General features: G+C 62.8%; 8 protein-coding genes. 5 read left to right on the forward strand and 3 right to left on the reverse strand.

Translation table 11 applies throughout. The features are described from left to right. Positions 1 to 411: 411 nt before the first annotated feature. A complete protein-coding gene (locus MAF45_RS00285; protein ID WP_237977552.1) occupies positions 412 to 3,129 on the reverse strand; it encodes a M16 family metallopeptidase in 2,718 nt (905 codons plus the stop codon). A gap of 394 nt (positions 3,130 to 3,523) precedes the next feature. Between MAF45_RS00285 and MAF45_RS00290 the strand changes: the two genes are divergently transcribed. From MAF45_RS00290 to MAF45_RS00300, 3 genes are all read left to right on the forward strand, one after another. Beyond that, a complete protein-coding gene (locus MAF45_RS00290; protein ID WP_237977553.1) occupies positions 3,524 to 4,162 on the forward strand; it encodes a septation protein A in 639 nt (212 codons plus the stop codon). Between the two features lie 18 nt (positions 4,163 to 4,180). After that, entirely contained in the window at positions 4,181 to 4,963 is a 783-nt protein-coding gene (locus MAF45_RS00295) for a peptidylprolyl isomerase (RefSeq protein ID WP_237977554.1), read from the forward strand. A 655-nt stretch (positions 4,964 to 5,618) separates the two neighbouring features. Next, a complete protein-coding gene (locus MAF45_RS00300; protein WP_237977555.1) occupies positions 5,619 to 8,057 on the forward strand; it encodes an autotransporter outer membrane beta-barrel domain-containing protein in 2,439 nt (812 codons plus the stop codon). Between the two features lie 140 nt (positions 8,058 to 8,197). Here the strand turns inward: MAF45_RS00300 and MAF45_RS00305 are convergent, their stop codons facing one another. Then, positions 8,198 to 8,845 (reverse strand): LysE family translocator, encoded by a 648-nt coding sequence (locus MAF45_RS00305; protein ID WP_237977556.1) that lies wholly within the window; start codon positions 8,843 to 8,845, stop codon positions 8,198 to 8,200. Positions 8,846 to 8,956: 111 nt separating this feature from the next. Beyond that, a complete protein-coding gene (purL, locus tag MAF45_RS00310; protein ID WP_237977557.1) occupies positions 8,957 to 12,919 on the reverse strand; it encodes a phosphoribosylformylglycinamidine synthase in 3,963 nt (1,320 codons plus the stop codon). A 305-nt stretch (positions 12,920 to 13,224) separates the two neighbouring features. Here purL and MAF45_RS00315 point away from each other — a divergent pair, with 305 nt between their 5' ends. Both MAF45_RS00315 and MAF45_RS00320 read left to right on the forward strand, forming a co-directional pair. Then, positions 13,225 to 14,448, forward strand: a complete 1,224-nt coding sequence (locus MAF45_RS00315) for an NAD(P)/FAD-dependent oxidoreductase (RefSeq protein ID WP_237977558.1) — start codon at positions 13,225 to 13,227, stop codon at positions 14,446 to 14,448. A 73-nt stretch (positions 14,449 to 14,521) separates the two neighbouring features. Then, complete coding sequence (locus MAF45_RS00320) at positions 14,522 to 16,093, forward strand: NAD(P)H-hydrate dehydratase (protein ID WP_237977559.1); 1,572 nt, start codon at positions 14,522 to 14,524, stop codon at positions 16,091 to 16,093. Positions 16,094 to 16,113: the final 20 nt, after the last annotated feature.

Genomic DNA, 16,113 nt, shown 5'->3' on the forward strand with positions numbered 1-16,113 from the left:
GGCTTTTCTGCCTGGGGCTTTCCGCAGGCCCCCGGGCTCCTCTGCCGCCGCGTCTTGTGGCGGACGATCCTTCGAAAAAGGAATCCTGCTCCCCTGCTCTGACGCTGACGAAGAAGCCCCCAAAAAGAAGAACCACGCCCGGGGTCCTCCGTGCGGTTTCTCCGCCGCGAGGGCTTTGTGCCGCCGGCATTTAACGCGCCATTCCCCTCGAGGGAATTCCCGCCTGGACGCCCGCTTTAAAAACGATCCGGCGGAATGCTCTGACTCAAAGCGCCTGACGGCGCTGCCTGCGCGTTTTTTTCAGCCGCCCGCTTTTAAACAATAAAAAAAGACGCCCTTTTGCAGAGCGTCTTCAACGGATCCCGCTGCGAAAGGGGGGCGCGCGGGCGCCCCCCGTTTAAGTGAACGCGGTCAGGGCATGGCGTCAAAAGGCTTGCCGGCCTTCTTTGCCTTGTCCTTGTCGCCCGCAAGAACGAAAGTCATTTCCGAGGGGACGATCATGCGTTGCACGGCGCGGTTCACGTCCTCAGGCGTGAGCTTTGCGATCGCCTCGTCGAGCTTCTTGCTCTTGCTCCAGTCGGCGCCCTCCTCCAGGTAGGAGACCCAGCCGCCGGCGATCATGTCGTCCTGGGAACGGTTGACGGCGCGGGACTGAAGCAGGCCCTTCTTCGCCTCCTCGACCTCCTTGGCCGTCACTCCCTCGCGCACGATCCGATCCATCTCTTCGCGCATGTCTTTTTCAGCGTGCGAGAGGTTCTGCGGCGCTGTGATCGCAAGAGCGATCCAGGAGGCGCGGTTGCCGAACGGGTGCAGCGACACGGAGCTGTACACGCTGTAGGACAGGCCGTCCTTCTGGCGCAGCCTCGTTGCCAGCCGGTTGGACAGTCCCGAGCCGCCTCCCATGATCCAGTCGGCGGTGATGAGCGCGGCCGCATCCGGATCGTCCATGTTCGCGGCGAAGTCCCGGCGCGCAATGATAAAGGCGTTCTCCTTCTGCGGCGCATCCATCACGATGCGGGCAGCGGCGACCGGCCGGTACTCGGCGTCGATCCTCTTGTACTGCACGGGAGCCTTCCTGGTGAAGGAGCTCTCAATCACGCGCCTGACCTCCTCGGGGTCGAAGTCGCCGACCACGGCGATATCGGCCTGAGCGGTCTGGAAGATCTGCTGATAGAGGGACTCAACATCAGAGCGCGTGAGCTTCGGTATCGCCTCGAGCGTCTCCTTCTTAGTGAGACGGGTGCGCGGGTCACCGAGCGGATAAGTCCTGAAGTGCATCTGCAGGGCATCGACCGCCATGCTGGTGGGATCGTCAAGCTTCGACTGCAGCGACGTGCTGATGACGCGCTTGAGCTTGTCGAACTCGGACTGGGGAATCGCAGCGCCGTTCATCACCCGCGCCACAAACCGGAGCGCCTCGGCGATATGCTCCCGGTCCGTAGTGAAGGACGTGACGTCGCCGTCGATCTTGAGCCGCGCGAACTCATCCGTAATCTGCTCGTAGGTGAGATCGCGGGTCCCGCGGGTCAGCATCGACTCCATGAAAAGCTTGGGCACCTGCCGGCCTTCCAGGGATTTCAGGTCTCCGCAGCGCGGCTTGATTTCAACCGTGACTACGCCGCCGCGAGTTTTTTTCGGCAGAAGCGCCATGCGAAGCGCGCCGGCGCGGACGACCTGGGTCTTCGCGTTGATATTGTCCTGGGAGGAGTCGAAGGCATCGACCGCCTGGCCTTCGGACTTGAAGGTATGCGAGGCGATGAGCTTCGGGATGGAAACCGGGGCGGGCATTTGAGCGCGCTGCGGCTTGTCTTCAGGCAGAAACATCCCGACCACGCGGTTGTCGCGCACGAAATAGCGCTGAACCGCTTCAGCCACGTTCTTCTCGTTGAGCTTCGCGAGCTCGTCGCGGTTCACAAAAAACAGCCGCCAGTCGCCCATGCCGATGTACTCGGACAGCTCAACGCCGAAATTCTCGGGATCGGAGAAGAGCCTGTCGTAGCCCGTGCGCTCATCCTGAACGGCGGTCTGAAGCTCCTGAGTGGTGATCGGCTTTTCGGCAAACGAGGACTCCAGCACTTTCAGCATCACCTGCTTCACCTTCTCCTCGTCGCCGTCCTTTTTCAGCTTGGCGCCGATGAAGACAAAGCCGGGGTCCTTGGCCGCAATGGAAAAGCCGAAGACCTGGCCCGCAAGCCCCGTATCGACGAGCGCCTTGTAGAGGCGTCCCTTGGGGCTGTCGGTCAGGATGGACAGGCCCAGGTCAACCTTGACGAAGTCGGGGCTGCTCGCTGCCGGGACCCGGTAGCCCACGGCGACCAGCTTCGCCTCGCCCGGGCGGCGGACGGTGAAAAAGCGCTCCCCGTCGGCGGTGGGCTCCACGGTCCACTCGTGAGGCAGCTTCCGCGCGGGCTTCGGGATCACACCGAAAATCCTCTCGATCTCGGAGAGGACGGCCTTCGGCTCGAATTTTCCGGACACCGTCAGAACCGCATTGTCCGGCTGGTAGTAGCGGTGATAAAACGCCTGGAGATTCTCTATCTCCACGTTCTCGATGTCGCTTCTCGCACCGATCGTGGGCTTGCCGTAATTGTGCCAGTCGAAAAGCAGGCACTGCATGCGCTTGAGCACCACGGACACGGGGCTGTTCTCGCCCATCTCGTACTCGTTCCGGACCACGGTCATCTCAGAGTCGAGGTCCTTGCGCGAGATGAAGGAGTTCACCATGGCGTCGGCCGTCCAGCGCAGCGCCCAGTCCATGTTGTCGTCGTTAGCCGTGAACGACACGTGGTAGTTGGTGCGGTCAAGCCAGGTCGAACCGTTCATGCGGAAGCCGCGGCGGGAAAACTCCGCCGTGGGCGTGGGGAAATTCTTGGATCCCTTGAACATCAGGTGCTCGAGCAGATGGGCCATGCCCGTCTCACCGTAGGATTCGTTCCGCGACCCGACCTTATAGGTCATATTGACGGTCGCCGTGGGCTTGGACTGATCAGGGAAAAGAAGCACGGAAAGCCCGTTGGAAAGGCGGTATTCCGTAATGCCCTCAACGGTCGCCACCTTGACCGCTGCAGGGGCGGGAGCCGCCCCTGCGGGTGCTGCGGCGAGTCCCGCAGCCACTGTTCCTGTAACCATGATGATTTTTAAAAATGAATTCTTCACTGTTAATCACGCCTCATCGGTGTAAATTCAGCCTGCGGATTCTGTGCAGCCGGGGCCCGTCAGACCGCCTCTGCGGTGCGCAGGCCGGCCGCGGACACAGAAAACTTCTGGAATTTTAAGTGTGAAGACGTGTATCCGGAAGTTGAAAATGTTACCGCAAGTTTTACACCGCCATGAGCGGCTGCAGGGCAGGAAAAGCACCCGGAACGCCTGAAAACAGGATCGGGGGCCCCGGCAGCCCGGCGCATGAGAGGCACAAATGCGGGGTTCCCGAGCCCATGCAGCCCCGCACTGATTGTGCTAACTTTCAAAAATCTCAAATCAGGTCCGGGCGTTTTTTTTCCGCCTGCCAAATGAAAGGACTGTCGTGAAGCTTTTATTTGACCTTTTTCCGGTCGTCCTGTTTTTCCTCACCTTCAAGGTGGCGCAGATTAAGATCGACACCGCCATGTCGGTCACGAACGCGCTGCTCGGAGGCGGCATTGATCCTGCTCAGGCCCCGGTGCTGTGCGCTACAACCATCGCCATCGCGGCCTCCGTCATTCAGGTCGCGACGGTGCTGCTGCGCGGCCGCAGGGTCGAGATGATGCTGTGGCTCTCCCTGGGCATCGTCACCATTTTCGGCGGGCTTACGCTCTGGCTGCACAACCCGCTTTTCATCAAATGGAAGCCCACCATTCTCTACTGGGTCTTTGCCGCCATCCTCACCTTCGGCAGCCTCACGCGCCGCAACTTCATGGAAAAAATCATGGGCCGGCAGATCGAGCTGCCCGGCAATGTCTGGGAAACGCTCCAGAGGGCGTGGATAGGCTTCTTCGCCGTCGTGGGCGTCATCAACCTTCTCGTTGCCTACAGCTTCTCGACTGAAACCTGGGTCAATTTCAAACTGTTCGGACTTCTGGGCCTCACCTTCGGGTTTGCGCTCATCATGGGGATCTATATGGCCAAGCACGCGCCGGAGGAAGCCGCGCAGGGTGCTAAAAAGCCTGTTCAAGACAACAACTGACTGATGGAAAACTCAATCATGCACAAGAAACTGGTAGTTCTCGCCGCGGCAGGCGTCCTGGCCGCACACAGCGCCCTGGCCGCCGTGACCGACGTTACGGTCAACGGCACGAAGATCTCTGCCGCGGCCCAGGAAAAAATCATTCAGGCCGCCATGGCCCAGGGGCAGGAGCGCACGCCCCAGCTCGAAAAGGACGTCCGCGAGCGCCTGATCGGCGAACAGCTTCTGGTGGATGCCGCTCTCAGCCAGAAACTCGACAAGGAGCAGCCTGTGATCGAGCTCCTCGCACAGAGCCGCAGCAACATCCTGGCAGGCGCCGCGCTCAACCGCTACCTGAAGAATCATCCTGTGACGGAAGCGGAAATCCGCGCCGACTACGACCAGAAGAAAGCGCAGTACGGCGCCACCGAATACCATGTCCGCCACATCCTCACGCAGACTCAGAAAGAGGCTGAAGACGCCCTGAAGCGCATCAGGGCGGGCGAAGACTTTGCCAAGGTCGCCCGGGAAGTGTCCATCGACAACGGTACCAAGGACAACGGGGGAGACCTCGACTGGGCCTCGCCCTCCTCGATGGTGAAGCCCTTCGCCGATGCAATGAAGGCGCAGAAGGTGGGAGAAGTCTCGAGCCAGCCAGTGAAGAGCGAGTTCGGGTACCACATCCTGCTGGTCGAGGCGACGCGCCCCGCCGAGCTTTTCCCGGCCTATGAGCACGCTAAGCCGACCCTGCGCCAGGAGCTCGTCCAAAAAAAGGTGTTCGAGTACATCGAGTCGCTTCGCAGCAAGGCGAGCATCCATTAATCCCCGCGCAGGAACGAACCTGCCCCGCGCTCATCCCGCAGCGCCCGATGCTCCCGCCGGAGCGCTCCCGGGGGGCTTGAGAGTTCAGGCGGGAGAGGCGGGGCCGGAAGCGGCGTAAAACACTCCCGCTGCTTTTTTTTGCCCTGGCAGCCGACAGCGAGGCAGGCCGGCCCACAGCCCGGAGCCGGGTTGTCTCAGGTCCCGAACCTCCCGCGCGCCTCTCGCAAAACTAATCGCCGGGGGCCCCGCTGCCTCAGGCTTCTTTCGCTCCCCTCCCCCAGAGCTTTGCACGCCCCTCCTCCGGCACTTCAGCTGCTTGTCTTTCTCTTCTTTCGGCTTTTTAAGCCATCCCTCCCTCTTTCGCGGCTCCTCATCCGTTTTGGCGCATGATCGTTAACACGAATATGATCATTGACGATGGAAATTTACAATCGTAAGAACTGGTTTACAAAGAGGAGAGCCTCTGAGGCCCACTTTCCTCAGTACCTGTTGAGCAAGGAACAAGCGCTCGCCACCTTCTCTTTATAGACCTTTATAGACAGCCTCGGAACTGTCTGACCGAGACTGTGCGGAGCCCCCAAACTCCTGAACAAAGTCCCTTCCAACTATTCCCTTACAAGATAAAAGCTTGATTATGATCAGATTCCACGAAAAAATGACAGCAACCCCAAGCAAGCCCCTGCTTGCGGCGGCGCTTGCTGCGGCGCTTTGCATTCTCTCCGCGCCGGCCTCGGCCGATTTCTCCTATTCGAACACCATCTCCAAGCCCACGGATCTTCCGGGGCATTACTATTTCGGATACCTGCCCGGCAAGGACTACCAGCTCGGAGCGGAGAACGGCACCTACCTGGCTGACCTGAAGATCAAGAACGGCTTCGTCGACAAATATGAAGAAACAACCTATTACCTCGCGAACTTCATTAAAGGCAACCTCCAGCAGGGCGGCGACGGAACCTTTCATTTCTCAGAAATGAACCTGAGCCTCACTGGCGACATTGTGAACGACAAGAAGTGGAAGAACGGCGTTGAGGATGAAAACGGCCGTGTGACGCCGGTGCGCACCGGAGGGCTGTACATCCGCTACTACTGGCGGGAAAGCGACCTGAAGCAGGCAGTCTTCAACATCGACAAATACAGCGCGAACCTTGACGTTTCGCTCAAAGGCTACCACATCAACCCCAACGCGCTCGGCGTTATCAATGACGGAGGCTATGCTCCTGTCACCGTCAATGTCGGCGACCTCAACATCCGCAGCATCGTCCGCGTCGACAGCGACTGGCAGGACAAGGCCGAGGTGGCCAACAACGGCGTTTACGCTTCCGGCACCGGCATTTTCGTCAACCTCAATGGCAACACCTACGTCAACACCAACCTGGTTGACGGCCTGGCGGAAGCCTACAGCTCCGACTACGGCCCCGGCATGAGCAAGAACGACGCCCTGTCGGCCAAATACGGCGGCACCGTCAACGTGAACCAGGAAGGCGGCCATACCGTGCAGCTGCTCGGCAACCTCGACGTGAAGAAAGGCACGATGAACGTGAAGCTCGACAACGCCGAATCCTACTGGCACGGCCACGGCACGAACCTCTCGGATAAGAGCAGCCTCACGGTCTCGCTCTCCAACGGCGCCCAGTGGGTTCCTGACCTGCCGGTTGAAGTGATGCAGAACCTCGAGGTCAAAGACGGAGGCATCGTCAACCTGCACGGCTTCAACCGCCACACGGGCAAGTCCGGCCTCACCCAGCAGCTCTCCATCTCAAGCCTCAAGGGCGAAGGCGGCGTTTTCCTCATGGACCTCACGGCTGCGAACAAGAGCGGCCCGCTCAAGGAGCCGGGCTACGAAGTCTCCGACAGCGACTGGGAGGGGAAGGACGCGAGCCACACAGCAGCGGAAGGCCAAAACGACTTCCTCTACGTGAAGTCCGGCAGCGGCTCCTTCAAGATCCTCCCCGTGGATCGCACGAAGCTTGAAGGGGTGAGCCTTGAGAACCCGATCTGGTTTGCCAACACGCCCTCCAGCGTCGCTTTCAGCGCCTACACCGAAAAAGCCGAGCTCTCCGACGGCTTCGTCTACGACTACACGCCGATCGTGGGCCAGGACGTCAACAGTACGGACGAAAACAAATACGGCACCAACTGGTACATCGTGGGGTTGCAGAAGGATCCCACTCCGGCCACCGAAGTCGTGATCGCCGACGCCTCGCTCAACTACGCCGCGGCCACTTCGTTCCTGGAGCTCGACACGCTCAACAAGCGCCTGGGCGAGATTCGCCGCTACGGCGCCGGCACCGCGGGCGTCTGGGTGAGGACCAAGGCCGGCCGCATGACGTCTAACGCGAACGGCAGCTTCCGCAACAACTACCAGTTCTACCAGCTGGGCGCCGACTACGCGTTCCGCCCGAAGAACGGCAATGGAACCTTCATTCTGGGCGGGGCCGTGCACACGACCGACAACGACCCGAAGTTCAAGAACGGTTCGGGCGACCTCGACTCCGTGGGTGCCTCGCTTTACCTCTCCTGGAGCAACGACGTAGGCTGCTACGCCGATATCATCGGAAAATACACGCACCTCAAGGACGACTACACGATCACGAGCGGCGGGCAGAAGGCCGATGCCTCCTACAGCAACAACGCGTGGTCTTTCTCTCTCGAGGGTGGCAGACGCTTTGACCTCCCCCACGGCTTGATGATCGAGCCCCAGGCCCAGCTCGTCTACACCTATCTCGACAGCGCGAACTACGGGCTGAGCAACGGCATCCGGGTCCACCAGGACTCCACCGGCAGCGTGATCGGAAGGCTGGGCGTGCGCTTCGGCCGCGACTTCCGGTTCTCCGAGTCGCTCGCGCCTTCGAAGGTCTACCTCAAGTTCGACCTCTACCATGAGTTCTCAGGCGACCGCAGCGTGGTGCTCACGGGCCGTGACGCGGTGTACCGCCGCGAGGCTGACGGCGGCGACACGTGGGTGAGCTACGGCATCGGCGCGGACTTCACCCTGCGCCGGAACGTCTTCCTCTACGCGGACCTCGAAAAGAGCTCGGCGGGCGACATCAAGACCAAGTGGCAGATGAACGCGGGCCTGCGCTGCGCCTTCTGATCTGCCCAAGGCCGGGGGCCGCATGGCCTTCCGCCTTAAGACCAACGGCCGGGGCTTCTTAGCAGAAAAAAAGAAGCCCCGGCCCTTTTTATTCGCCCGTCCATGCACCGCCGGCAGGAAAACTCTCTCTGCGGCTTTGCTCAGGCGACCCGCTGAACCATCTCCCAGAGGGCCGAAGTGGCCAGGAGAACAAAAACCAGCGCGGTGCCTCGGTTCATGAACTTCTGCCGGCGGGGATTGTTGAGCTTTGCGGTGAGAGCCCCGGCGAAAAAGGCGATGGCCGAAAACACCGCCAGAGTGCATGCGATGAATGTGACGCCCAGGACCGCCATCTGGCCCCATACGGGCCAGGCCTTTGCTCCCTGATAGAGGAACTGCGGGAAGAAGGCAAGAAAAAAAATCTGGACCTTCGGATTGGTGATGTTCATGATCGTGCCGCGCCGCCAGGCCCCCGCGGGCGTGAGAGAGACCGAGCGGGGCGAAGAGCCGGCGCCCTCGGCCGACACCGGAGCGTGCCAAGCGCCCCAGGCGAGCCAGAGGAGGTAAAGGGCGCCGGCCGCGCAGATCACGCCGAAAAGCCAGGGGCTTGCAGCCACGACCGCGGCAAGGCCGAGCGAAGCGCACAGGGTCTGGAACACGAGCCCCGTGCACAATCCGGTTACGACATAGAAGCCTGCGCGGAAACCGAAGGCCGCGGACTGCGTCATCACAAAAATATTGTCCGGGCCAGGCACGAAACTCAGAAAAAGGCTCGCGGACAGAAAAGCGAGCCATAAAGAGAAATCCATCAGGATCTCCTTAAAAAGGGAGGCCGCTGGATTCACCTCTTAATGACGGCCTTCCCCTTTCCACAAAGGGGAAGGCTGAACCGTCAGCTTCGGTTCTGAAGGGCGGTTATTCTACCCCACCCAGCGCCGGGCGTTCCAGAACATGCGCATCCACGGGCTCCACTCGCCGTCGAGCTCGGAAGAGCCCCAGGACAGCTGCACGGCCCTGTGCGAGCGCTCCGGGTGCGGCATCATCGCCATGAAGCGGCCGTCGGGCGTCGTGACCGCCGTGACGCCGGCCTGGGATCCGTTCGGATTGAAGGGATAAACTTCCGTCGGCTCGCCCTTGGGGTCCACGTAGCGCGCCGCCACCAGAGCCTTCGAGGCGTCCTCTTCGGAGCGCCACAGCACGCGGCCTTCGCCGTGCGCGTTCACGACCGGCATCGAGGAGCCCTCCATTCCCTCAAAGAAAATGGAGGGGCTCTTCTCGACCTTGACCTGAACGAGCCTCGCCTCGAACTGTTCGGAGAGGTTGCGGACGAACCTCGGCCAGTGCTCGGCGCCCGGGATCAGGGAGCGAAGCTCGGAGAACATCTGGCAGCCGTTGCAGATGCCCAGCCCGAAGGTGTCCCTGCGCTCGAAGAAGCGGGCGAACTGCTCGGCCAGCTTTTCGTTGAAGAGAATCGAGCGGGACCAGCCGCCGCCCGCGCCGAGGACGTCGCCGTAGGAGAAGCCGCCCGCCGCAGCGATGCCCTTGAGCCCGTCGAGCTGGACGCGCCCGGTGAGCAGGTCGGTCATGTGCAGGTCGCAGACCTCGAAGCCCGCATGCATGAAGGCCGCGGCCATCTCATGCTGCGAATTGACGCCCTGCTCGCGAAGAACCGCCATCCTGGGCTTCGCGCCGGTATTGATCATCGGGGCGGCGACATTGTTCTGCGGGTCGAAGTGCGTCTCGATGTAAAGGCCGCTGTCAGCAGGATTGTCGATGCGCGCGTACTCGGCGTCAGCGCAGGCAGGGTTGTCGCGGTTGCGGGCAATCTGCCAGGAGACCTCGCTCCAGGCTTTCTGGAGGTCGGCGCGGGTATCCGAGTAAAGTTCCTTGCCGTTGGCCAGAATGCTGAGGCGGTCATCGTTCTTCGGGGCCCCGACAAACACGGCCGCATGGTCGAGCCCGGCGGCGCGGAAGCGCTCCATCGCGATCTCCGCGTCCTCCTCCCGCACCTGCAGCAGCGCGCCCGCCTCTTCATTGAAGAGCGCGCGCAGCACCGACTCCTCGGAGCGGTCTCCGCCGCGCAGCAGCGGGGCGACGTCAAAGGACAGCCCGCAGTGACCCGCGAACATCATTTCGGCGACGGCCGCGGCAAAGCCGCCGTCAGAACGGTCATGGTAGGCGAGGATGCGGCCCTCGGAGGCGAGGGAGCGGATCACGCCGACTAAAGCCCGGAGCTTTTCCGGATCCTCCATGTCGGGGCAGTCGTCTCCGAAGCTCTGAACGACCTGAGCGAGGATGGAACCGCCCAGCCGGTCGCGCCCTTCGGACAGGTCCACTGCGATCAGCTTCGAGGCCGTCTCGGGATGCAGCTGCGGGGTGAGCGTGAGCCGGATATCGCCGACAGGCCCCGAGACCGAGGCGATCATGGAAACCGGAGAGGTCACGGACTTAGCCTCTCCCTTGTCGTCGGTCCAGCCCGTCTTCATCGAGCAGGAATCCTTGCCCACCGGGATGGAAACGCCCAGCGTGCGGCAGAATTCGCTCGTCGCCTTCACCGCGTCATAGAGCTTTGCGTCTTCTCCCTCGCTGCCGCAGGAGGCCATCCAGTTGGCGGAGAACTTCAGCGTGGAGATATCGATGTCAGCCGCCGCGGCATTCGTAATGGCCTCGCTGAAGGCCATGCGGCAGGCCGCCGGCGCGCTGATCACGGCCAGCGGGGTGCGCTCGCCGATCGCCATCGCCTCGCCCCTGTTGCTCAGGAAGGAAAGCGCGGTCACGGCGACATCGGACACCGGGACCTGCCAGGGTCCGACCATTTGGTCGCGGCACGTCAGGCCGCCCACGGCCCTGTCGCCTATCGTGATCAGAAAGGACTTGGAGGCGACGGTCGGATGACGCAGCACATCCTTCATTACCCCTGCCAGGGTGACTCCCTTGAGGGAAACCGGAGCGAGGGTGCGGCTCACGTGCCGAACGTCCCTGTGCATGCGCGGCGGCTTGCCCAGCAGGACGTCCATCGGCATGTTGACCGGGTCCTGGGTCCCGTCGCCGCGCGAAACGATGAGGCGCTGGTCGGAAGAAATGCGGCCGATGACGGCGTAAGGGCAGCGCTCGCGGCGGCAGAACGAATCGAACCGCTCCAGATCCTCCGGCAGGACCGCGATGACATAGCGTTCCTGAGACTCGTTGCACCAGATTTCGAGCGGGCTCATTCCGGACTCTTCGACCGGAATCTTCCTCATGTCAAAGCGCGCGCCGCGGCCTGACATCTCGGCAAGCTCCGGCATTGCGTTGGAGAGGCCGCCCGCGCCGACGTCGTGGATGGCGAGAATCGGGTTGCTCTCCCCGCAGGCCCAGCAGCGGTCGATCACCTCCTGAGCGCGCCGCTCCATTTCGGGGTTGCCGCGCTGCACGGAATCAAAGTCGAGAGCCGCAGAGTTGGAGCCGGTCGTCATCGAGGACGCCGCCCCTCCTCCCAGGCCAATGCGCATGCCCGGACCACCCAGCACGATGAGCAGGGCGCCTTCAGGCACCGGCAGCTTCTTCGTCTCATCGTCGCGGATGTTGCCGATGCCGCCCGCGAGCATGATGGGCTTGTGGTACCCATAGCGGATGCCGCCCACGTTCGCCTCGAAGACGCGGAAATAACCCGCAATGTTCGGGCGCCCGAATTCATTGTTGAAGGCCGCCGCCCCGATCGGCCCCTCGGTCATGATGGAAAGGGGCGAAGCGATGCGCGACGGCGCTCCGTACACGCGGCTCGTCTTCTCGCCGCTCACCACATCGGAGTCGTTCTCCCAGCGCTGGGGCGCATCCTTCAGATGAAGCGCTGAAACCGTGAAGCCGCAGAGCCCCGCCTTCGGGCGGCCTCCGCGTCCCGTGGCGCCCTCGTCCCTGATTTCTCCGCCGGAGCCGGTGGCCGCGCCCGGGAAGGGGGAAATGGCCGTCGGATGGTTGTGGGTCTCCACCTTGAAGACCGTGTGCGTGAGCTCGTTTTTTTCGGTGAAGTACTGGCCGAAAGGCGTGCCCTCGCCCGGCCTCGTGTAAAGGCGCGGAACCTGCGAGCCTTCATAAATGGCGGCGTTGTCGGAGTACGCCGTGATGGTGCCCTGCGGATGGGCCTTGTGGGTCTCGCGGATGTAGCCGAAAAGCGTCTGGTCCATCGGCTTGCCGTCGATCGTCCAGGTCGCGTTGAAAATCTTGTGCCGGCAGTGCTCGGAGTTCGCCTGCGCGAACATCATGAGCTCGGTGTCGGTCGGCCCCCTGCCCTCGGCCGCGAAGGCGCGGGCGAGGTAGTCAATTTCTCCCTCGGAAAGGGCGAGCCCCATTTCCTTGTTTGCACGCCGCAGCTCCCTGTGCACCTCCTCGGGGGTCGAGGCGTCAATCACGCTCATCGGCTTGCCGGGGAGCTCGGTGAAGAGCTTCTCGGGAGAAAAATCGGCGGGTACAACGGATTCAGTCATCCGGTCGTGGAGAACGGCCGTGAGCCGGGTGAGCGCAGCCTCGTCCGGTACAGCTCCCGAAAAGCTGATGCTGTAGCGGACGCCGCGCTCGATGCGCAGCACGCGCTCAAAGCCGCAGTTGTGGGCGATATCCGTCGCTTTCGAGGCCCACGGGCTGATCGTTCCCAGGCGGGGAATCACGAGAAAAGAGGCGTCTGCCCGCACATCGGGAGACTCAAAGCCGTAGGAAAGAAGCTGCGAGAGGCGGCCCCTGTCGGCTTCATCCATGGGCTCGGAGGCGTGAATGAAATGGACGTAGCGACCGCTCACGGCCGTGGCCCCAGGGCAGATGCCCTGAATCGCCGTCAAAAGCCGCTTGGCGCGGAAGTCAGAAAGAGCGCTCGAGGCTTCGAGCTTAAACATGCAGCCGGATGTAGTCATCGACAAAGCCTTATGCCGGCACCTGCGCAGAAAATCAGGCAGCCGGCGTGCAAGTGAGGGAAAATCAGAGGTTCCATTATAGATTGCCGGCCTGCGGTTCTCCTAGTGTCTTTGGGCGATGGCGGCCGGGCGGATCGTGTTTTCCGGCTCCGCACCGCAGCCCGCCCCGGCCGCCCTTTCAGGCGGCGCTCCTCCTGTTTCCTTCGGGCCTTCTTTCCGGCCCCGCCCCGAGTCCAAGCCCGCACCGCCCTCAGCCTTTAGAATGTTTCCTGTTTTTGTCTTTTTATTTGCTTTGGACATTCACCATGCATGCTGCAGTCGTGGGAGCAGGCATTTCCGGCATTGCCGCAAGCGCGGTTCTCGTCTCCAAAGGCTGGAGTGTTACGCTGCTCGAACAGGAAAAGGGCCCGAACCAGAGGCTCTCCTTTGCGCCGGGACTCCTCCAGGGGAGGGCGGTCGCGCTGCTGCGGAGCCTCGCGCCGGAGCCCGGAGTGCCGTTTGAGGCGAGCTTTTCCTCAAGGTTGCAGAACAGGCGTTTTCTGAAGAATTTAAGATATTTTGCAAACAAAGCAAATAAAAACAATAGTATTACAGAGAGTTTCTTCAAGTTTTCCTGCAATATTCTCAAATCGATGCTCGACCGCTTCGGCGTGGAGGACGAACGCATTGACGGACTCTGGGTGCTTCTCGGAGAGGCTGAGGAGCGAAGGCTCTCGGAGCCGCCCGAGGGGGTCGACGTCCTCAGCAGGCTGGAAGCGCTCGAGCGCGAGCCGGCCCTCTCAGAGGAGGTTCCCTTTTCTGCCGCCCTTTTCATGCCGGACGCGGGCTCGAGCAACGGCACCTTTCTGTCGCGGCAGCTGCTCGAGCAGCTTCTGGCCGCAGAGGGCGGGCGCTTCAGCTTCCGCCCCGGCAGCCGCGTAGCCGAAATACTGCAAAAAAGCGGCAGAGTGGCCGGCGTCAGGCTGGAAAAAGGCGGCGAGCTCCCCTGTGACGCTCTGGTGCTCGCCAACGCACGGGGAGCCGCGGAGCTTTTAAAGCCGCTCGGTCTGGAACTGCCCGCCGCGGGCCTCACGGGCGTCACCTTTACGGCAGAGGTTCAAAACGCGGAGTGCCTGCCTGCCAGCAGCATCGCTCTTCCCTCCTCGCCCTTCGTCCTGTGCCGGACCGACTCCCGCATCCGGGCCTGCGGCCGTTTCTTTCTGGGGGCGCAGACCGAAAAAGAGAAGAAGGCTGAATGCAACCGCCTCTACGATTCGGTGCTCGGCAGCCTCCTCAACATCAGGCTCGTTCCTGAATCCATCCGCTTTTGGAGCGGAGAGGTCGACGCGCTGCCCGACGGGCTGCCGGCGGCAGGAACGACCCGGGCCCTTGAAGGCCTCGCCCTTTCCGTCGCGCACGCAGACGGCGGGCTCTCGGGCGCCTGGGGCGCGGCTGCGATCTGCGGTGCAGCCCTCTCGGGAGGCTCTGCAGGATCCCCTGCCGCCGAAGCGCTGCAGAAGGCCTGCAGCCCGGACCGCTTTGCAAACTGAAAATGATCACAAGCAGGGGCGCTTCCCGCGAGGAGCATAGAATCAGGGGCGCACTGCAAGAAAGGAGATAAACATGTCAATCACCCTCCTGCCGCTTGAAGACCTGAGCGAAGTCGAACGCCGCCAGGCCTCGGTACTCGAGTCGAACACGCTGATGGAACGGGCCGGCCGCGACATAGCCGACCGGCTCGCCAGAGAGCTCCCTGAGAAGGGGTCGGTAACGATTCTGTGCGGCACCGGCAACAACGGAGGCGACGGCTTCACCGCCGCACGCTGCCTCAAGGCGCGCGGCTACCGCGTCACCTGCGTCATGGTGGGCGACGAGGCGCCGCACGCGCAGGAGGCAAAGGCCGCCTTCGAGGCCTGGAAGCGGGCCGGCGGCGCTGTCGTGCGCGATCCCGAGACGCTGCCGCGGGCCGACCTTGTGGTCGATGCGCTGCTGGGCGTTGGAGGGACCGGTCCCTTAAGGGGAGAAATGCTCGACGCCACCATCTGGTACAACGTCCAGAACTCGCTCAAGGTCTCCATCGACGTCCCGACGGGCCTCAACGCCGAAACCGGCTGCTGGAACGGCCGCATCCCGGGCTGCTCCTCCGACATGACGATCTGCCTGCTCTCGGTACACGCAGGGCTCCTGATGAACCAGGGGCGCGATGCCGCCGGACACATCTGCCTGTCCGAGCTCGATGTCTCCATCCCGCTCGCCCTGACGGGAATCATCGACGAGGACGACTTCAGCCACATTCTCGAGCCGCGCCGGCACTTCTGCCACAAAGGCACCTGGGGAAGCCTTGCCGTGGTCGGCGGCAGCGACGGGTTCCTCGGGGCCGCCCTGATGGCCGCCAGGGCGGGCCTGAGGCTTGGCGCCGGGCGCGTCACGCTCGAGTTCCTCGCCAAGGACGCGCCGAAAGTGATTCCCATGAGCCCGGAGCTGATGATCGCTCCCGGAAAGCTCGACCTGCCCTCCTTCACAACGATTGTCGCAGGCCCGGGGCTTGGCGGCGATGAAGAGGCGGTCGGCCGGCTCGCGGAGGCCATCGAATGCAAAGAGACGCCGCTTGTCATCGACGCCGGCGGCCTCAGGGCGCTGGCCGAACACCCTGAGCTGCAGGACCGGCTGCTTGGGCGCCGCGCGGGCACGGTGATCACGCCCCATCCGCTTGAGGCCGCGAGAATCCTCAAGGTGAAGGTCGACGAGGTCCAGGCCAACCGCATTTTCTGGGCCCGCGAACTCGCGCTGCAGACCAACGCCGTGGTGGTGCTCAAGGGCACCGGCACCGTGGTCGCCCTTCGCTCGGGGCGCGCCTGGGTGAATCCGACTGGGTCGGCGGCTCTGGCCACCGCAGGAACAGGCGACGTTCTGGCCGGCATGATCGGCGCCTTCCTCGCGCAGGGGTTCGACATCACCAGCGCGACGCTGGGAGCGGTCTGGCTGCACGGGGCCGCGGCCGAGGCGGCTACTATGCCGATCCCGGCCGATGAGCTCTCGGCTCGGGCCGCACGGGCGCTTTCGATGCTGCGCCGGGCGAAGCTGTCATGGGCCGAGGCGAAGGCCGATCCGCTCGATCCCTTCGGGTCCCTTGCCCTGCAGCCGGGGCAGCTTGTCCCCGCACCCGTCGAAATGATCGGGAAAGTCCGCCATTAAGACGTTCTCGTCCGCGCCAA

Origin of the sequence: Mesosutterella porci, assembly GCF_022134585.1 — a bacterium.
Classification (GTDB): Bacteria; Pseudomonadota; Gammaproteobacteria; order Burkholderiales; family Burkholderiaceae_F; genus Mesosutterella; species Mesosutterella porci.